At 52.7% G+C, this 17,244-nt stretch carries 20 protein-coding genes, 1 tRNA gene and 1 other annotated feature (1 of these 22 only partly in view); all 21 genes read right to left on the bottom strand.

The window, feature by feature from the left end; translation table 11 throughout:
* Positions 1 to 56, bottom strand: a sequence feature (ribosomal protein L10 leader region); it reaches 65 nt to the left of the window's first position.
* Between the two features lie 9 nt (positions 57 to 65).
* Positions 66 to 764, bottom strand: a complete 699-nt coding sequence (rplA, locus tag FYJ64_RS03585) for a 50S ribosomal protein L1 (RefSeq protein WP_075712792.1) — start codon at positions 762 to 764, stop codon at positions 66 to 68.
* A gap of 67 nt (positions 765 to 831) precedes the next feature.
* The gene (rplK, locus tag FYJ64_RS03580) at positions 832 to 1,257 is read right to left on the bottom strand and encodes a 50S ribosomal protein L11 (protein ID WP_154573874.1); all 426 of its coding nucleotides are present in this window, start codon (positions 1,255 to 1,257) and stop codon (positions 832 to 834) included.
* An 18-nt stretch (positions 1,258 to 1,275) separates the two neighbouring features.
* Positions 1,276 to 1,863 carry a transcription termination/antitermination protein NusG gene (nusG, locus tag FYJ64_RS03575; RefSeq protein WP_154573873.1) on the bottom strand — a complete coding sequence of 196 codons (588 nt, stop codon included), beginning with the start codon at positions 1,861 to 1,863 and terminating at the stop codon, positions 1,276 to 1,278.
* An 18-nt stretch (positions 1,864 to 1,881) separates the two neighbouring features.
* The gene (gene secE / locus FYJ64_RS03570; RefSeq protein WP_154573872.1) at positions 1,882 to 2,184 is read right to left on the bottom strand and encodes a preprotein translocase subunit SecE; all 303 of its coding nucleotides are present in this window, start codon (positions 2,182 to 2,184) and stop codon (positions 1,882 to 1,884) included.
* Between the two features lie 12 nt (positions 2,185 to 2,196).
* Positions 2,197 to 2,346: a 50S ribosomal protein L33 gene (gene rpmG / locus FYJ64_RS03565; RefSeq protein ID WP_075712794.1), complete on the bottom strand. Its 150-nt coding sequence runs from the start codon at positions 2,344 to 2,346 to the stop codon at positions 2,197 to 2,199.
* A 239-nt stretch (positions 2,347 to 2,585) separates the two neighbouring features.
* Positions 2,586 to 4,835, bottom strand: a complete 2,250-nt coding sequence (locus FYJ64_RS03560; protein ID WP_154573871.1) for a hypothetical protein — start codon at positions 4,833 to 4,835, stop codon at positions 2,586 to 2,588.
* Positions 4,836 to 5,087: 252 nt separating this feature from the next.
* The gene (locus tag FYJ64_RS03555) at positions 5,088 to 6,476 is read right to left on the bottom strand and encodes a hypothetical protein (RefSeq protein ID WP_154573870.1); all 1,389 of its coding nucleotides are present in this window, start codon (positions 6,474 to 6,476) and stop codon (positions 5,088 to 5,090) included.
* 334 nt (positions 6,477 to 6,810) lie between these two features.
* Positions 6,811 to 6,981, bottom strand: a complete 171-nt coding sequence (locus FYJ64_RS03550) for a hypothetical protein (RefSeq protein WP_154573869.1) — start codon at positions 6,979 to 6,981, stop codon at positions 6,811 to 6,813.
* 481 nt (positions 6,982 to 7,462) lie between these two features.
* Positions 7,463 to 8,989 (bottom strand): LCP family protein, encoded by a 1,527-nt coding sequence (locus FYJ64_RS03545; RefSeq protein WP_154573868.1) that lies wholly within the window; start codon positions 8,987 to 8,989, stop codon positions 7,463 to 7,465.
* A 280-nt stretch (positions 8,990 to 9,269) separates the two neighbouring features.
* Positions 9,270 to 10,463: an elongation factor Tu gene (gene tuf, locus FYJ64_RS03540; protein WP_075712785.1), complete on the bottom strand. Its 1,194-nt coding sequence runs from the start codon at positions 10,461 to 10,463 to the stop codon at positions 9,270 to 9,272.
* A 46-nt stretch (positions 10,464 to 10,509) separates the two neighbouring features.
* Positions 10,510 to 10,586: transfer RNA gene (locus tag FYJ64_RS03535), tRNA-Thr, on the bottom strand.
* 110 nt (positions 10,587 to 10,696) lie between these two features.
* Positions 10,697 to 11,311: an RNA polymerase sporulation sigma factor SigH gene (gene sigH, locus FYJ64_RS03530; RefSeq protein WP_206045530.1), complete on the bottom strand. Its 615-nt coding sequence runs from the start codon at positions 11,309 to 11,311 to the stop codon at positions 10,697 to 10,699.
* The gene (gene rlmB, locus FYJ64_RS03525) at positions 11,301 to 12,044 is read right to left on the bottom strand and encodes a 23S rRNA (guanosine(2251)-2'-O)-methyltransferase RlmB (protein ID WP_154573866.1); all 744 of its coding nucleotides are present in this window, start codon (positions 12,042 to 12,044) and stop codon (positions 11,301 to 11,303) included. Before rlmB ends, sigH begins: the two co-directional genes overlap by 11 nt.
* On the bottom strand, positions 12,025 to 12,516 hold the full coding sequence (locus FYJ64_RS03520; protein WP_154573865.1) for a dihydrofolate reductase: 492 nt from the start codon (positions 12,514 to 12,516) through the stop codon (positions 12,025 to 12,027). The genes rlmB and FYJ64_RS03520 overlap by 20 nt, the downstream gene beginning before the upstream one ends.
* On the bottom strand, positions 12,513 to 13,343 hold the full coding sequence (gene thyA / locus FYJ64_RS03515) for a thymidylate synthase (RefSeq protein WP_154573864.1): 831 nt from the start codon (positions 13,341 to 13,343) through the stop codon (positions 12,513 to 12,515). The genes FYJ64_RS03520 and thyA overlap by 4 nt, the downstream gene beginning before the upstream one ends.
* Positions 13,340 to 13,735 (bottom strand): Mini-ribonuclease 3, encoded by a 396-nt coding sequence (locus tag FYJ64_RS03510; RefSeq protein ID WP_206045529.1) that lies wholly within the window; start codon positions 13,733 to 13,735, stop codon positions 13,340 to 13,342. The genes thyA and FYJ64_RS03510 overlap by 4 nt, the downstream gene beginning before the upstream one ends.
* 2 nt (positions 13,736 to 13,737) lie before the next feature.
* The gene (gene cysS, locus FYJ64_RS03505) at positions 13,738 to 15,141 is read right to left on the bottom strand and encodes a cysteine--tRNA ligase (RefSeq protein WP_154573862.1); all 1,404 of its coding nucleotides are present in this window, start codon (positions 15,139 to 15,141) and stop codon (positions 13,738 to 13,740) included.
* 19 nt (positions 15,142 to 15,160) lie between these two features.
* Positions 15,161 to 15,637, bottom strand: a complete 477-nt coding sequence (locus FYJ64_RS03500; protein WP_154573861.1) for a peptidylprolyl isomerase — start codon at positions 15,635 to 15,637, stop codon at positions 15,161 to 15,163.
* Positions 15,634 to 16,137 carry an NUDIX domain-containing protein gene (locus FYJ64_RS03495; RefSeq protein WP_154573860.1) on the bottom strand — a complete coding sequence of 168 codons (504 nt, stop codon included), beginning with the start codon at positions 16,135 to 16,137 and terminating at the stop codon, positions 15,634 to 15,636. Before FYJ64_RS03495 ends, FYJ64_RS03500 begins: the two co-directional genes overlap by 4 nt.
* The gene (locus FYJ64_RS03490) at positions 16,128 to 16,652 is read right to left on the bottom strand and encodes a chromate transporter (protein WP_154573859.1); all 525 of its coding nucleotides are present in this window, start codon (positions 16,650 to 16,652) and stop codon (positions 16,128 to 16,130) included. The genes FYJ64_RS03495 and FYJ64_RS03490 overlap by 10 nt, the downstream gene beginning before the upstream one ends.
* Positions 16,649 to 17,236, bottom strand: coding sequence for a chromate transporter (locus FYJ64_RS03485; protein WP_154573858.1), 588 nt, complete (start codon positions 17,234 to 17,236; stop codon positions 16,649 to 16,651). The genes FYJ64_RS03490 and FYJ64_RS03485 overlap by 4 nt, the downstream gene beginning before the upstream one ends.
* Positions 17,237 to 17,244 lie beyond the last annotated feature (8 nt).

The raw sequence follows: 17,244 nt of genomic DNA, 5'->3' as shown, positions 1-17,244 counted from the left end.
GGCGGGATGATTAAGCCCCAGGCCCCCGCTGTCTACGGTGTTAATTTCAAATTCAGTTTTCTGTCTTACTGTCCGAGAACTGCCGGATTCACTTTGATTCCGGGGCCCATTGTGGACGTGATGACAACGCTCTTCAGGTACTGACCTTTGGCTGCGGACGGCTTCGCCTTGATGATGGCGTCGATGAGAACTCTGAAGTTCTCCTCCAGCTTTTCCGGACCAAAGGATGCTTTCCCGATGACCGTGTGCACGATGTTCTGCTTGTCAAGACGATACTCGACTTTACCGGCTTTGATCTCTGCCAGAGCCTTCGTCAGATCCATCGTTACCGTGCCGGACTTGGGGTTCGGCATCAGGCCTTTCGGTCCCAGCACTCTTCCGAGTCTTCCTACGACTCCCATCATATCCGGGGTCGCGACGACGACATCGAAATCGAACCAGTTCTCGTTCTGGATCTTCTGCGCCAGTTCTTCCGCACCGACGTAATCCGCACCGGCCGCCTCAGCCTCTTCAGCCTTCGGACCCTTGGCGAATACCAGAACCCGGACGTCTTTTCCGGTTCCGTTCGGCAGAACGATCGCGCCGCGAACCTGCTGATCCGCATGTCTTCCATCTACGCCCAGTCTGATGTGAGCTTCAATCGTCTCGTCAAACTTCGCTTTAGAAGTCTCCGTGACGAGTTTCATTGCCTCGTCAACCTCGTGAAGTTTCGCTTTGTCAAACTTCTCAAGTGAGGCCTTGTAATTCTTTCCTTTTTTAGCCATTTAAAACCTCCTCGTGGTACATGCGAAGCTCCGCCCTGCTGTCAGGCGCCTCTTCTCCCACAAAACACTAATCTTCTACTACGATGCCCATGCTTCTCGCAGTGCCGCGGATCATCGACGCCGCCGCTTCCAGGCTTCCCGCATTGAGATCCGGCATCTTGATCTTCGCGATCTCTTCAATCTGCGCATTCGACAGGGTTGCTACCTTTGTCTTGTTCGGCTCTCCGGACGCTTTGTCCAGGCCTGCCGCTTTCTTTAACAAAACAGCTGCCGGCGGTGTCTTTGTGATAAATGAGAACGATCTGTCCGCATAAACCGTGATGACGACCGGAATGATCATGCCCGGCTGATCCTGTGTCTTCGCATTGAACTGCTTGCAGAAGTCCATGATGTTGACTCCGTGCTGACCAAGCGCAGGTCCTACCGGTGGTGCCGGAGTAGCTCCGCCCGCGGGAATCTGAAGTTTAATATAGCCTTCGACCTTCTTTGCCATTCTGACTCCTCCTTTCCTCTAATTTAATTTATCCACCTGGCTGAACTCCAGTTCAACCGGGGTGTCCCGACCGAACATCGACACCTTGACGGTCAGCACCTGCTTGTCCGGATTAACCTCCAGGACCTCACCCATCAGACTCTCAAAGGGTCCGCTGATCACACGTACTGTATCGCCGGTATTGACATCCAGGTCGATATTGACTTTTTCAATACCCATGCGCGCGACTTCCTCCGGCGTAAGGGGAATCGGCTCGGAGCCGTGTCCCACAAAACCTGTCACGCCCTGTGTATTTCTGACGAGATACCAGGATTCATTGGTTACGACCATCTTGATGATGACGTATCCGGGAAACATTTTCCTCGTCTTGATTTTTCTCTGTCCATCCTTGACTTCTACTCTGTCTTCGGTAGGTACGACGATGTCCAGAATCAAATCCTGCATTCCCCGGTTCTCGACCATCTTTTCAATATTGACTTTTACTTTATTCTCATGCCCGGAGTAGGTATGCACCACATACCACTTGGCCTGGCCGTCACCCCGGATCCCCTCGCCCTCCAGAGGCGAAAAGATATTCGTGGTGCTTTTGTTTTCAGAATCTGACATTATTGTACCCTTCTATCCTTAGCTCAAGGTAACGCCCAGGATCGCCTTCAGAATCGCCAGGAAGCCGGAATCGACTGCCCAGAAGCCCAGCGCAAACACGGCGCAGGTGCAGATGACCACCACGGTGAACGCGCCCAGCTCTTTCCTCGTCGGCCAGACGACCTTGCTCATCTCCGTTTTGACACCCTTCCAGTACTCGCGGCTGGTGATCTTATCCTTGTCTTTCCTCTGATTGGCGGCCTGTGCGGCTCGCCGCGCGCGGTCAGCCTTTACGCTTTCCGTCGTTACGGCCTTCTTCACCTTCGGTTTCTTGTTCGACATCGCAGACGCTCCTTACTTCGTCTCTTTGTGGACAGTAGATTTTCTGCAGAACGGGCAGTATTTCTTCAGCTCAATACGATCCGGATCGTTCTTCTTGTTCTTCATCGTATTGTAGTTTCTCTGCTTGCACTCTGTGCAGGCCAACGTTACCTTCACTCTCATGTTAGTCCTCCGTTTTCTAACCCAAAATCAGAGCTGCATTCTCAGCTCTGTAATATTTTTTCACATAAAGTCGCTTAATAAGTGTACAACAAAGCACTGTCAATGTCAACCCCTGTTCCGAATCAATGCACACGTTCCGAATCAGTGCACAAACCCGTTGCGAATCGAGACGCCCTGCGTTTCATTGCGAGAGCGCCGCGTTTTCAGGCGCGGCGCTCTCTGTAAAATGTAAGATGGTATTATTTGGTTTTTGCTTTCTTGGATGCGGACCAGCCGGAGTATACCGTTTTGCCGTCTACCGTCTTATACGTACGGACGCGTACATAATAGTATTTCTTCGCCTTAAGCTTGGAAATCGTCATCTTCGTGGTCTTGTACGACTTAATGGTTTTGCTCTTCGTCGACTTCTTGCTGAAGCTCTTCGAAGTGCTGTACTGCAGCTGGTATCCCTTGATTCCGGTTACCTTCTTCCACTTTGCTGTGATTTTCTTCTTGCCGGCAGTCAGCTTGCTGATCGAGCTCTTCGCCGGAGCTGCGGGCTTCGCTGCGTTCTTTGCCTTCTCAGCGGCAAGCTCCGCTTCCAGCTGGCGGATCCGCTCTTCATTTGCAGCGGTCGCCTTCTTCGCCTCATCAAGTTCCTTCTTCGCAGCATCTGCTCTGGCCTCTGCCTCCTGCTTAGCCTTCTGTGCCTCTGCAAGGTCTTTCTTCGCCTGTTCGGTTTCTGCCTTTGCGTCTGCTGTTTCTGTCTTCGCCTTCGCAAGTTCATCCTGAGCAGCCTTCAGATCAGCATTTGATTTTGTCAGCGCCTCCTGAGCGGCTTTCGCATCCGCCTCAGCCTTGGCTTTTTCTTCCTTCAGCGTCTTGACCGCATCTCCGGATGTAAGGGCTCCGTAGGTTCCATCCGCGCTTGCGATGCAGGAGAAGCCGTCCGCAAGATATTCCTCCGGGATCTCTTCTGAGAATGAGCCGCCTGAAATGCTGAATTTCTCTTTTGCGGCGTCCTTCAGTGCTTCTTCGACATCGAATTTACCGCTGAATTTACCGTTCTTGATGGTCAGTCCGGTCTTATTGTTCTCCGGGATTCCTCCCCATATGTCATACTGAACATTTCCGACGATCTCGCCGGTGGTGTCCACGGTGACCCGTGCGCCATCTGGGAAGTGCGTAGTCACGCAGACGTCGAAAGCATTCTGTCCTTCCGCCGCCTTGAGACTTGAGCTTCCCAGAATCTTAATATCGCCGTTGTTACAGCTCAATGCATAAAGGCACTTGTCGTTCATGGACGCATCCACGTTGAAGTCCTGCAGGGTCAGATCCGCATAGTTCTGGATTCCCATATTAAAGCTGGCAACCTTCAGCGTTCCGTTCTTCAGGATAATGGTCGAACCCTTTTCGAAATGCATGGCCTGAGTTTCATATCCTGGGCTTCCTACGCCTGTTCCATTAAAGGTGTAAGTATGTCCGCCGAAGTCAAAGGTCAGTTTCTTCGCATCCTTCGCCATGATTGCGACGCCGCTGCCCTCAGCGTCCTTCAGCAGAGTGACAGTATCCCCGTCCTTCGCCGCTGCGACTGCCTCCGCCAACGAAGCGAATTTCTTTGTTCCTACTGCGGCGACTGCATCTGCATCGTCCAGAACCCCGTAGGTTCCGTTCTCATTCTTTGTCAGGAAGAAACCTTCTGACACGTAATTTTCTGCAGCTGAATCTGTGAATGTTCCGCCTGAAATACTGAATTTCTCTTTTGCGGCATCCTTCAGTGCTTCTTCGACATCGAATTTGCCGTTGAATTTACCGTTCTTGATAGTCAGCCCGGTCTTGTTATTCTCCGGGATTCCTTTCCATACGTCATACTGCACATTTCCGACGATCTCGCCGGTGGTGTCCACGGTAACCCGTGCACCGTCAGGATAGTTCGTGGTCACGCAGACATCGAAGGCGTTCTTCCCTTCCGCCGCCTTGATGCTTGAGCTGCCCAGAATCTTAATATCGCCGTTGTTGCAGCTCAGCGCGTAGGTGCATTTATCATTCATGGACGCATCCACGTTGAAGTCCTGCAGCGTCAGATTGGCGTAGTTCTGGATTCCCATATTAAAGCGCTCAACCTTCAGCGTTCCGTTCTTCAGGGTAATGGTCGAACCCTTTTCGAAGTGCATGGCCTGAGTTTCATATCCCGGGCTTCCTACGCCTGTTCCATTAAAGGTGTAAGTATGTCCGCCGAAGTCAAAGGTCAGTTTCTTCGCATCCTTCGCCATGATTGCGACGCCGTTGCCTTCTGCGTCTTTCAGCAGAGTGACGGTATCCCCGTCCTTCGCCGCGGCGACTGCTTCCGGCAGAGTCGCATACTTCACGTCGCCGATCTGCGCGACAGCCGTTCCGCCTCCGTTGCCTTCTGCGGGCGCAGTGTCGTCCGCAAAAGCAAACGCCGGCATGTATGCGAAGAACATTGCCAGCGAAAGAAGCAGAGCAAAAGATTTGCTTTTGATTTTCATCTGTTCCCTCCCATAAACTCAGGCAAGCCGGATTCCCGACCCGCCAGATAATAATAAAAGATGACAGTCGTTACATTCACGGCGTCAGTATAGCATATTTCGGAATTAATTTCAATTCAATTCTGCATTTTCTCGCAAATCCCGCCAATAGTCGGTAAACGCTTACCATGTACGCAGTAACAAAAGGCTGCCACAGTAAACGCATTATCGTCTACCGCGGCAGCCGTGTGAGCCGTCTTTATTTAATGGAAACTATTTCCTGACTTTAACCGTCTTGGTCTTGGAATATTTTCCCATGTATGAGCCATTCATACCTCTTACCTTAATCTGGTACTTCTTGCTCTTCTTAGCGATTTTGATTTTGACAGACTTCTTGGATGTTGTCTTGTATTTCCAACCGCTGTATTTCTTGCTGCCCTTCTTGACATATCTGTACGCAACCTTATACTTCTTGGCCTTCTTAGCCTTTTTCCAGGTGACAGTAATCTTTTTGCCCTTTTTCTTGGCTTTCGTGATTTTCACCTTGGCAGGCGTGTACTTCTTTGCCTTGGCCTTAGCAGCCGCCACTTCAGCTTTCTTTGCCTCAACGACCTTAGCCGCCTCATCAGCAGCAGCCTTCTTCTCTTCTACTGTCTTTGCAGCTGTTGCAGCATCTGTTTCCTTTGCTTTAACAGTTTCCGCCGCCTTGTCAGAGACAGCCTTCTTTTCTTCTACTGCCTTTGCAGCCGTTGCAGCATCCGTTTCCTTTGCCTTAACAGCTTCCGCTGCCTTGTCAGAGACAGCCTTCTTTTCTTCTACTGTCTTTGCAGCTGCTTCTGCCGCTTTTTTGGCAGCGTCTGCTTTTTTCTCAGCAGTTTCGATGTTTGCTACCATATTGTCATGGTGCTCATCAGCTTTCTGTACAGCATCCTTAGTGTCGAAAACACTCTCTGCCGCTTTCTCGAAACTGTCATTGGCTTCATTTTCAGCCTTTACTGCCGCGTCCAGTTCTTTCTGAAGATTCTCCAGCGTCAAGTCATCATACGCCTTCTGTTTCTCTTCCTGGACAGCCTTAGCATCCTCTACCGCTTTCTTTGCCTTTTCGAGTTCGACCTTAGCCTCTTTTACCTGCTTCTCCACCGCAGAAATCGTGGCCTTCATTTCGTCGGCAGTTCCGTAAAGATCTTTTACCTCCCTATAGTGCTGCTCCGCCTCTTCAAAGGCTTTTCCCTTTTCCTCTGCTGCAGCATACAAGTCGTCAAGATGCTTTAATTGTTCCTCTGTTAACTTTGCGCGTTCTTCCTCAGTCAAATATCCATCATCATCAATCTTGCTGGCATATTCGCGATACTCGTTATCCGCTTTTTCGCTATCCGCCTTAGCCGCATCCATCGCCGCCTTTGCATCTTCTATCTTCTTCAGCGCGGCCTTATTTTCCTCCAAGCCATTCTCTGCGGTCTTTAATTCAGTTTCAGCTTTTTTATATGCTTTTTCTGCTTCTGCAGTCTTAGCTTTTGCTGCTTCCAGATCCGCACTTGCCTGTTTCTTTGTTTCACCAAAGTTTTCAACCCTGTCCTGGATCTGGTTTCTCTTCAGTTCTGCTGCTTTTGCCGCTGCCTCTTTCGAGTCGCGATCTTCGCGAGCTTTCTTTAACGCCCCCAATGCGTTCTCATACTCTTCCTGAGCCGTTTTCGCATCGGTTTTGGCCTTTTCTACATTTGCATTTGCTTTTGTGAGCCCTTCATCCGCCGCAGTTTTTTCTTCGTTCGCTTTTGTCAGCGCTTCATCTGCCGCAGTCTGCTCTTCCTTTGCCTTCGTCAGCGCTTCATCTGCCGCAGTCTGCTCTTCCTTTGCCTTCGTCAGCGCCGCATCCGCTGCAGCCTGCTCTTCCTTTGCTTTTGCAAGCGCCGCGTCTGCTGCAGCCTGTTCTTCCTTTGCCTTCGTCAGCGCCGCATCCGCTGCGGTTTTATCGGTTATTGCCTTCGAGAGGGATTCTTCAGCAGAGACTGTACCCCCCCTTTTCCATTTTCTGGATGGACTTGTCCGGGGACGAACTACCTGTCGTGGCTGCAAATGATGAAAGATTTCCAAATGCGAACATCACCGCAATCGCCAACAGGACAGTCGCTACCTGAGTCGCAACTCTCCTTGAAACATACTTCTTCATAACCACCCTCCTATAATTAAGTAGTCATCATAACTATCGCCAGCCGATACAGATAACAGGCTATGACAGAAAGCCCCCGGCTCACTGAGGGATTTTCTCTGCATTATACAAGATGGAATTTCACAAATATCGCAGAAAAAGCGACACACACATCTAAACACCTGCTGTTTAATACCAGCCAACACAATATCACGTAACAAATTATATCACATAATCATCACAAATTCAACCGATAAACTACTTTCCTGCAATTTTATAGGAATAATGAGCACAGCACCAGAACCGATCGAGGACAGGCAGCCGTAAAAAGTACCGCACCAGTTTTCATTCTGATGCGGTACTCGCTTCGGGAAATTTCGTTATTGTGTATTGTGGCGCCGCAGACTGCAGCCGTTACGGGATAATTCCCGGCCCGGCAGTGTGGTGCACGCCGCCGGCTCCGCCGGTGTGGATTACAGCCGTTACCGAACATTTCCCGCCATTACCGGACAGTCCCATCCATGACGCCGATGATTTTGTCCGTGGCGTTGGTCACATCGTCATCATCGGGCTTCATGACGTAGACCTGATAATCGCCGGAGGAATAACATGTTTCCAATACACTGTTCCCTTCTACATTCTGCTTTCTGATTTTCCATTTGTAGCCGCCGTTGACCTGCATCTTCACAAGCTGCTTGATCTGGGCGGCCTCCATGTTGATCTCCATATACTGCTTGCAGGAGTTCAGAATCGTAGAATACCGGGCGAGAATCGTCGTGCTCGATGTGCATTTACTGATGATCGCCGACATGACCTTCGCCTGATCCCGGTTCCGCTGCACATCACCGTCCTCAAAGGATTTCCGCTCTCTGGCAAAGGCAAGCGCCTTCTTTCCGTCCAGATGGTTTTTCCCTTTCCTGAAGGTATACTGAACCGCCATGCCGTGCGTCGTGAAGTCGTAATCCGAATAGACGTCGATGCCGCCGATGGCGTCCACAAACCTGCGGACCGTGCTGTAATTCACCTTGACATAATAGTTCATATCAATGCCCGTCAGTTTTTCCACCGCGCCTATAGTTTCCTGAATGCCGTAGATGCCCGTGTGCGTCAGCTTGTCCGTTGCGTTGTTGTAGGACGGAAGCTGAATTTCATAATCCCGGGGAATCGAAGTCAGCAGCACCACGTGCGTCTTGGGATTCACTGTAACAATCATGTTGACGTCGGAGCGGGACATCTCCCGGATGTTGCCGCTGGTATCCAGACCGCTGACGTAGATATTGAAGGAGTTCTGCGTGACGTCTACCTTCTTTGACAGATCCTTCTGCGAAACGTCGATACGGATCGTGTAGATTATCCGGGTCTTCGACTTGAAGTTGCTGACCTTCTCGCACATGGTTTTGTACTGTGCCGCGCTGACAAAGACTGATTCGTAGTCGCCCTTGAGCAGCCCGTCGTCTAGCTTGGACAGCGTCTTGATAATCTTGTAGGTAATGTTGATGTTTCCCGCCAGTTTGCTTTTTGCACTGGAATAATTGCTTTCCGTCGTAAAGTATGTTCCTGCAGTCTTTCCGTCCAGATCCTTCAGTTTCTCATAGGAACTGCTTTTCTTCACGATAAGATAGAAGTCCTCTGTCTGATTACCGACATCGGTGACTTCTCTGAAAAAGCTGGAGGTGTCGTTGAGATTCACCATGCCGTAGGCGTATCCGCCCATCAGCACCACCGACAAAACAATGGCAACGATCTTCCTGCTCCTGTGTATGTTTTTAAAGTACAGCATAGGGAAGATCAGAAGGCTCAGTGCGCCCAGCACCGTCAGAACCTTGTACAAAAGATTCGCCGGCAGCATATCCAGACGAAGAATCATTCCGACAAAGCCCGCCAGCATCAGGATGTACAGTACCGACCAGACCTTGCTGAAGCGGTTCAGATATGTCCGCCCCCGGGACTCCTTCTGTCCGGCCTCGGCACCGATCTCCGCAGTGGCGGATCGCTCGGCATTATCCGTTTTATTGCGTTTATTCCACATATCAGATCACCATTTTCAATAGATTTCATACATCTGAATGTCATGCATTCAGATGTTCCTGTCTTTTCCATTCACAGACTCCGCAGAGGCTTCGGGCATGCCGGTTTTACGGTGTCTGCGTTTCATTATACTGGTCTATTCTACTATGATGATCCTCCGGTGTCAATGAAACCACAACAAAAGACGCTCATCTGAGCGTCTTCTGATCATATTCTGATTGTAATTCACGTTTAACCGGTTCTCCGATCCTGGCAGACCGGTTCCCTGCTTCACCGTCCGATTACTCGATGATTTCGGTTACAACGCCGGAGCCTACGGTTCTTCCGCCTTCTCTGATAGCGAATCTCAGACCTTCCTCGATAGCGATCGGGGTGATCAGCTTGATCTCCATCACAACGTTATCTCCCGGCATGCACATCTCGGTTCCTTCCGGCAGCTTCAGGTCGCCCGTTACGTCCGTTGTTCTGAAGTAGAACTGCGGTCTGTATCCGTTGAAGAACGGCGTATGACGTCCGCCTTCTTCCTTCTTCAGTACGTACACCTGACCTTTGAACTGTGTGTGCGGGTGGATGCTTCCCGGTGCAGCCAGTACCTGTCCTCTTTCGATTTCGTTTCTCTGTACGCCTCTCAGCAGCGCTCCGATGTTGTCGCCCGTCTCTGCCTCGTCCAGAATCTTACGGAACATCTCTACGCCTGTGACGACTACCTTTCTCTTCTCATCAGACAGTCCGACGATTTCCACCTCGTCTCCGACCTTCAGCACGCCTCTCTCGACTCTTCCGGTCGCTACGGTTCCGCGTCCGGTGATGGAGAATACGTCCTCTACCGGCATCAGGAACGGCTTGTCGTTGTCTCTCTTCGGCTCAGGAATGTAGCTGTCTACTGCTTCCATCAGCTCGACGATCTTGTCTCCCCACTCTCCGGCAGGATCTTCCAGCGCTTTCAGCGCGGATCCTCTGATGATCGGCGTGTCGTCGCCCGGGAAGTCGTACTCGCTCAGCAGCTCTCTGACTTCCATCTCTACCAGATCCAGCAGCTCCTCATCGTCGACCATGTCACATTTGTTCAGGAATACGATGATGTAAGGAACGCCTACCTGTCTCGACAGCAGGATGTGCTCTCTGGTCTGCGGCATCGGTCCGTCCGTTGCAGCGACGACCAGGATCGCTCCGTCCATCTGAGCAGCTCCGGTGATCATGTTCTTTACGTAGTCCGCGTGTCCCGGGCAGTCTACGTGCGCGTAGTGTCTGTTCGGGGTCTCATATTCAACGTGTGCGGAGGAGATGGTGATTCCTCTTTCCTTCTCTTCCGGTGCTTTGTCAATCTGGTCGAACTCTACGTCCTCACCCAGGCTGTATCTCTGATGCAGTACCTTGGTGATCGCAGCCGTCAGAGTAGTTTTTCCGTGGTCTACATGGCCGATGGTTCCGATATTGATATGCGGCTTGGTTCTCTCATATTTCTGTTTTGCCATTTCCTTACTCCTTTTACATAACAATAATTTCTCTATTTACAAAAATTGGAGCTGTTGAGCAGATTCGAACTGCCGAACCTCATCCTTACCAAGGATGCGCTCTACCAACTGAGCTACAACAGCCTGTCACAACATTTAAATCGTACTATATTTTTCGCCGGTTGTCAATTCATTTTATGTTAAAAATCCCGCGAAAATCCCGTTAAAATTCAGCGTCGCGTCGCCTCCGGGAATCACCCCCGCAGATACGCGCTCAGTTTCTTCTTTATCCGCTGAATTGCGTTGTCGATGGACTTCGGCGTTTTCCCCAGCCGCTCCGCGATCTCCCGGTAGGAAAGGCCCTGCAGCAGCGCCGCCCAGACTTTGTTCTCCAGAGGACTGAACACACGCACGCCGTCCGCCTCCAAGCGCTCCACAAGGTCTGATGCAAGCGCAACCTTCTCCGGATCCATGTCCTCTGCCGCCGCGATCCGATCGATGAGCGGCGCACATTCTTCACCGTCCTCCGGCTCCCGGTCGTTCAGAGACAGCGCATCGTTCAGAATCTGATGTTTCTTGCGGTTGGCGCCTTCAATCGCAGAGAGAATCTGCCGCGTGACACACATGTCAGCAAATGTCCGGAAGGATGCGCCGCCGGCTCCGTCGTAATCCCGGATCGCCTTGAACAGTCCGATCATTCCCTCCTGAATCACATCCTCATTGTCGCCTCCCGCGATGAAATAACTCTTCGCCTTGTTCCGGGCAAGCGCCTTATACTTCTGTATCAGATATTCCTCCGCAGTACGGCTTCCCTCGTGTGCCATCTGCACCAGCTCCTCGTCCCGCAGAATGTTCAGATCATTTTCCATCTCGCTGCTTCCTGACCTCATACATTAAAATCGCCGCCGCATTGGATGCGTTCAGAGACGTAATTTTCCCCACCATAGGAATCGAAACTGCAAAATCGCATTTCTCCCTGGCCAGTCTGCTGATGCCGCGTCCCTCGCTGCCGATGACCAGAGCCACCGGGCCCGTCAGATCCTGCTTCCAGTACGTCTCGCCGTCCATGTCGCAGGCGTAGACCCAGATTCCTTTCTTTTTCAGATCCTCCAGCGTTCGGGGGATGTTTGTTACCCGCGCGCAGGGCAGATATTCCACCGCTCCCGCCGAGGTTCTGGCAACCGTTTCCGTCAGCCCGCCAGCCCGTCTCCGGGAGATTATCACTCCGTGAGCCCCGGCACATTCCGCTGTCCGCATTACCGCACCCAGATTGTGGGGATCCTCCAGCTCGTCCAGAACGATCAGAAATGGCGGTTCCCCCCGTTTCTCAGCCAGCGCCAGCATGTCTTCCACGCCGGCGTATTCGTGCGCAGACACAAAGGCAATCACGCCCTGATGCCGTCCGCCTCCGGCTTTTCTATCCAGAAACTCCTTCTCCTCATATTGGAGGATTACGCCCCGCTCCTTTGCCAGGGACAAAATCTTTCCCACGGAGCCTCCGGCTCCCTTCTGAATAAGGATGCGCTCCATCTCTCTGCCGCTCTTCAGCGCCTCAGCGACCGGATTTCGGCCGATGATCATATCAGTTTTCTTTTCTTTCATATTTCACGAAACGGTACCGGATTCCGTTTTCCTCCATCTCTCCGCTCTGACCGGTAACCTGAAACGCGGGATCCATGTCAAGATTCCGGAACCGGCGGTCCGCCGGGAATTCCGCGTCGATCTTTGTGACATAAACCGTATCGCACCAGGGCAGAAGCTGTTCGTAGACCTCCGCACCGCCGATGACAAAGGCGTCCGGATCGTCCTTTGTTGCCGCCCGGAGTTCCTCCAGATTATGGCACACCGCATCCACCCGCTCTGCCTCGAAATCCGGCTGTGATGTAAGCACGATGTTGCGCCGCCCCGGAAGTCCCCGTTTCCCCGGAAGGCTCTCCAGCGTCGCTCTGCCCATGATCACCGTATGCCCCAGCGTAGTCTGTTTGAAATATTTCAGATCGCCGGACAGATGGCATAGCAGCTGTCCTTTGTTGCCGATGCCCCAGTTCCTGTCCGCGGCAAGAATCATGTTCATATCGCCACCTCGATTTCGTGATGGAACTCCTCATATTCATAGCCGTCCAGCCGGAAGCTGTCACGGCTGAACCCGTAGAAGTCCTTTACCTCCGGATCGACCCACAGTTCCGGTGCTTCATGCTGCCTGCCCGCTGCCATCTCCCGGACGATCTCCACGTGCCGGTCGTAGATGTGGGCGTTGGCGATCACGTGAATCAGTTCCCCCGGCTCAAAGCCATAGGCAGATGCCATCGCATAGACGATCAGCGCGTACTGCACCACATTCCAGTTGTTTGCGGTGAGCATATCCTGGGAGCGCTGGTTGAGCACAGCGTTCAGGCGGTTTCCGATCACCGTGAAGGTCATGGAGTAGGCGCAGGGATACAGCGCCATCTCCGACAGATCATGATGATTGTACATGTTGGTCAGGATACGCCGTGAGCCCGGATCGTTCTTCAGGCACCAGATCACCCGGTCCACCTGATCCATATCTCCCTCAGGATAATGATGCTTCACACCCATCTGATAGCCGTAAGCCTTGCCGATGGAGCCGTTCTCATCCGCCCATTCGTCCCAGACGTGGCCGGACAGGTCATGGATGTTGCTGGATTTTTTCTGCCAGATCCAGGAGATCTCATCCCAGGCGCTTTTCCAGTAGGTGCGGCGCAGCGTGATGATCGGAAACTCGCGGCTCAGGTCATAGCGGTTCACCAGGCCGAACAGAGCGATGGTGTGCGCCGGAGTGCCGTCCGCCCAGTGGGGACGGACGTCCAGATCCCGGTCGGAAACGCCGTGCTCCAGAATATCGTTTATGTTCTGCACGAACACTTTGTCTGCGTAACTCATTCTCTTCCTTCCTCGATGAGACGGATGGCTCGCGCGATAACCTCGTCGCACCGTTCTTTGTTCCCGGACAGATACAGGTAGCCCACCAGCGCCTCCAGGCCGGTCGCCAGCTTGTAGTCGATGGGTGTGGAGCCCCTCGGCTTCGACGTTCTGGTGTGGTTGCGGGCGCGCTTCAGCAGCCGAAGTTCCTCCTCTGTCAGGAAATTCTCCATCAGTCCGCGGGCCGCCAGTGCCTGGGCGTCTGCTTTCACAAAGGATATCGCCATGCGGTTGATCCGGTCCACCCTGACTCCGCCGCGTTCCATCACATATTTCCGGATATATAATTCATAGACGGCGTCGCCTATGTAGGCCAGCGCCGTCGTGTTGCTCAGTTTAGGATCGACTTCCATCCTCATGACTCCCGGATGATCTGCACGCCCTGAGGGGTGTCTTTCAGCGTGATGCCGCGGGCCTTCAGTTCATCGCGGATCGCGTCTGCTCTGGCGAAATCCTTCGCCTTCCTTGCAGCCTGACGTTCATCCACCAGCTTCTGGATCTCCGGGTCGACGCTCTCATCCTCTTCTTCCTGAAGAAGTCCCAGAATGTCGCAGAACTCCATCAGAGTTTCCAGCGCTTTTCCGGCAAAGGCTCTGGTGGCGCCGCCGGAGGTCCGGGTGTTGATGGCGGTGATCAGCTCGAATACAGCACTGATACCGTCCGCGGTGTTCAGGTCATCATCCATTACGCGGATGAATTTCTGCCGGAATTCGTCAAAGCCCTCCACAGCCTTCTGCTCCTCCGGCGTCATCTCTCCCTCGCTGCCGTTTTCGCGGAGGAAAATCAGGTTTTCCTTGCAGTTGCGCATGCGCTCCAGACTCGCCCGCGCCTGCTTCATCAGATCCTCGCTGAAGTCGATGGGGCTCCTGTACTGTCCGGAGAGCAGAAAGAACCGAATTTCCTCGCCGCTGTATTCCTTGCGGATGTCTCTGACCGTAAAGAAATTCCCTTTGGATTTGGACATCTTCTGACGATCCATCGTAATATATGCATTGTGCATCCAGTAGTGTGCGAAGGGCGCGCCGTTGCAGCACTCTGACTGAGCGATCTCGTTCTCGTGATGAGGGAACTGGAGATCCTGTCCGCCCGCGTGGATGTCGATGGTGTCTCCCAGGTGTTTCTTCGCCATAGCGGAGCACTCGATGTGCCAGCCCGGTCGGCCCATGCCCCAGGGAGATTCCCAGGCAATCTCATCATCCTGCTTCTGCGCCTTCCACAAAGCAAAATCCAGCGGATCCTTCTTGACCTCGCCGACGGCGATTCTGGCTCCGGATTCCAGATCGTCAATGTTCTGTCCGGAAAGTTTCCCGTACTCAGGGAACTTCCTCGTTGAGAAATAGACATCCCCGTCCGCCTCGTAGGCGTATCCTCTGTCGATCAGCGTCTGGATGAAGCTGATGATGTCGGGAATGTGTTCGGAAACTCTCGGGTGGACGTCCGCCTTCCGGACGTTCAGCGCCTTCGTGTCCGTGAAATATTCCCGGATATATTTTTCTGCGATCTCCGGCGCGGTGCAGCCCTCCTCGCGGGCACGGTTGATAATTTTGTCGTCCACGTCTGTGAAGTTCTGCACGTATTTTACTTTGTAGCCCCGGTATTCCAGATATTTCCGCATGGTGTCGAAGACTACCAGCGGACGGGCGTTTCCGATATGAAAGAAATTATATACGGTGGGCCCGCAGACGTACATGGAGATCTCTCCCTCGCGGATGGGAACCAGTTCCTCTTTTCTTCTCGTTAATGTATTGTATACCTTCATTTGTTTCACTCCCGGAAAATTATTCTACCGTAATCGTCTTGATCACGATGGGGTCTACCGGCTTATCCATATAATCCCGCTCTGCCTTCGCGATCTCCTGAGCAACCTCCATACCCTCCAGGATCTTTCCGAAGGCCGCATACTCGCCGTCGAGATGAGGCGCATCTGCAACCATGATGAAGAACTGGGAGCCGGCCGAGTTCGGATCCATTGTTCTGGCCATGGACAGAACGCCGGTGGTGTGCTTCAGATCATTTTTAACGCCGTTGGACGCAAACTCTCCCTTGATGGTATGTCCCGGTCCTCCGGTACCGTTGCCGTTGGGGCAGCCGCCCTGGATCATGAAACCCGGAATGACCCGGTGAAATGTCAGTCCGTCGTAAAACCCGTCGACTGCCAGTTTTTCGAAGTTCTCCACCGTGATGGGCGCAATATCGTCATACAGCTCGCCCTTCATGACTCCGCCGTTTTCCATTTCAATCGTTACTGTCTTCATACTTCTCTTCCTTTCTTGTCCTTCATATATCCCTTCGGATCGTAAGGCTCTCTCAGTTTGTAATACGCACGGCCGTCCACGTCCTCTTTAAGGACATCCCAGACCTCGTCGTTAAGGAACCGCGGATACAGATGTTCCAGCGTCCCGATTTCCTCCCGGCTCATGAACCGGACCTCACGAAGGATCTGGCGGGTTTCCGGAAGTTCCGGATCCCAGCCAAGTTCCAGTTCTCCGCCGATGATTTCTCCGATCATATAGTTGACGAACCGCTGTCCCCGCTGAGGCGACACCTCTTCTACATGCCAGGCGACTCCGGTAATCCGGACATCCAGATGGGTCTCTTCCTTCACCTCGCGGACCGCCGCCTGAATGGAATTTTCTCCGTCCTCGATGGCGCCTCCCGGCACCATCCAGATATCTTTGTCCTCATGATGCTGTCTGAGCATCAGAAGTTCGTTTCTGTCATTGGCAATCAGTACTCGTACTCCGCCTACCCACATAAAAATGCTCCTATCACGCCGGCAGCCAGCACGATGATTACAGGACTGACCTTCAGTTTTCCCACCAGCACCACACTGGCAATCCCGATGAGAATCGGTACCGGCGCCAGAGAGGTGAAGGCGCTCTGTCCCATGAAAATCACGGCTGAGCCGATCAGACCCACAGTCACGGGACGGATTCCCGTAAAGGCTCCCTCGACTGCCCGGCTCTCTTTAAATTTGTTGATAAAGTAACAGCATATCAGCACCAGGATGAACGAGGGCAGCGCCGTGGCTGTCGTTGCCACCAGCGCTCCCGGTACCCCGGCGCAGTTATAGCCTACATAAGTCGCCGCATTGATGGCAAGAGGTCCCGGCGTGACCTGGGAAATGGCCACCAGATTAGAAAACTCTCCGGCGTCCATCAGCTGGAATTCCTTTGCTCCCTGATAAATCATGGGAAGCATGGCCATGCCGCCGCCAAACCCGAACAACCCGATGCGGGCGAACACACAGAACAGCTTCAGGTAAATCATTGCTCTTCACCTGCCCTTCCGTTCTTCCGTGTCTTCACCGCCTCGTACAGCAGTCCAAGGACGATTCCCGCAAGGATTGCGTAAACCGCATTGAAGCCGAAATATGCGATAGCGGCGAAGGAACCGATGGCGAGAACCCAGGCAAAGGCGTTCTTCAGAACCTGCCGTCCGACTTTGTACGCCGAATACGCAATCAGCCCGGTGGCCGCTGCCTTGATTCCGGCAAGGGCGCCGTTGACGTACTGGTTATCGCCGATGCCGTGCAGGATCTCCACAACAGCAATGATGATGCAGAAGCTGGGAAGCACCACGCCGAAGGTGGCGATGAGCGCTCCCGGCAGACCTTTTTTATAGTGTCCTATGTAGGTTGCCATATTGATGGCGATTACGCCCGGAAGACCCTGACTTACCGCAATGCAGTCCACGATCTCTTCCTCGTCCATCCAGTGTTTCTGATCCACAATGATTCCCTGCATCAGCGGAATCATCGCCATGCCGCCGCCGATGGTGAACAGTCCCAGCTTGAAAAAGGTCCAGAACAGTTCCAGATACATGCTCTTCCCGCCGGTCTCTTTTTCTTCCATCGACTTCA

Origin of the sequence: Hornefia butyriciproducens, assembly GCF_009695915.1 — a bacterium.
In the GTDB taxonomy this organism is placed as follows: Bacteria; Bacillota; Clostridia; order Peptostreptococcales; family Anaerovoracaceae; genus Aminicella; species Aminicella butyriciproducens.
This window is presented reverse-complemented; position numbering and strand designations above follow the sequence as displayed.

Coding starts and splice junctions, on each gene's coding strand:
- tuf (WP_075712785.1), bottom strand. CDS start 10,463: ATGGCAAAACAGAAATATGAGAGAACCAAGCCGCATATCAATATCGGA.
- thyA (WP_154573864.1), bottom strand. CDS start 13,343: ATGAGTTACGCAGACAAAGTGTTCGTGCAGAACATAAACGATATTCTG.
- FYJ64_RS03560 (WP_154573871.1), bottom strand. CDS start 4,835: ATGAAAATCAAAAGCAAATCTTTTGCTCTGCTTCTTTCGCTGGCAATG.
- FYJ64_RS03510 (WP_206045529.1), bottom strand. CDS start 13,735: ATGGAAGTCGATCCTAAACTGAGCAACACGACGGCGCTGGCCTACATA.
- secE (WP_154573872.1), bottom strand. CDS start 2,184: ATGTCGAACAAGAAACCGAAGGTGAAGAAGGCCGTAACGACGGAAAGC.
- FYJ64_RS03545 (WP_154573868.1), bottom strand. CDS start 8,989: ATGTGGAATAAACGCAATAAAACGGATAATGCCGAGCGATCCGCCACT.
- rlmB (WP_154573866.1), bottom strand. CDS start 12,044: ATGAAAGAAAAGAAAACTGATATGATCATCGGCCGAAATCCGGTCGCT.
- FYJ64_RS03485 (WP_154573858.1), bottom strand. CDS start 17,236: ATGGAAGAAAAAGAGACCGGCGGGAAGAGCATGTATCTGGAACTGTTC.
- nusG (WP_154573873.1), bottom strand. CDS start 1,863: ATGTCAGATTCTGAAAACAAAAGCACCACGAATATCTTTTCGCCTCTG.
- FYJ64_RS03490 (WP_154573859.1), bottom strand. CDS start 16,652: ATGATTTACCTGAAGCTGTTCTGTGTGTTCGCCCGCATCGGGTTGTTC.
- FYJ64_RS03495 (WP_154573860.1), bottom strand. CDS start 16,137: ATGTGGGTAGGCGGAGTACGAGTACTGATTGCCAATGACAGAAACGAA.
- FYJ64_RS03500 (WP_154573861.1), bottom strand. CDS start 15,637: ATGAAGACAGTAACGATTGAAATGGAAAACGGCGGAGTCATGAAGGGC.
- sigH (WP_206045530.1), bottom strand. CDS start 11,311: ATGGAAAATGATCTGAACATTCTGCGGGACGAGGAGCTGGTGCAGATG.
- rplK (WP_154573874.1), bottom strand. CDS start 1,257: ATGGCAAAGAAGGTCGAAGGCTATATTAAACTTCAGATTCCCGCGGGC.
- rplA (WP_075712792.1), bottom strand. CDS start 764: ATGGCTAAAAAAGGAAAGAATTACAAGGCCTCACTTGAGAAGTTTGAC.
- FYJ64_RS03520 (WP_154573865.1), bottom strand. CDS start 12,516: ATGAACATGATTCTTGCCGCGGACAGGAACTGGGGCATCGGCAACAAA.
- rpmG (WP_075712794.1), bottom strand. CDS start 2,346: ATGAGAGTGAAGGTAACGTTGGCCTGCACAGAGTGCAAGCAGAGAAAC.
- cysS (WP_154573862.1), bottom strand. CDS start 15,141: ATGAAGGTATACAATACATTAACGAGAAGAAAAGAGGAACTGGTTCCC.
- FYJ64_RS03550 (WP_154573869.1), bottom strand. CDS start 6,981: ATGAAGAAGTATGTTTCAAGGAGAGTTGCGACTCAGGTAGCGACTGTC.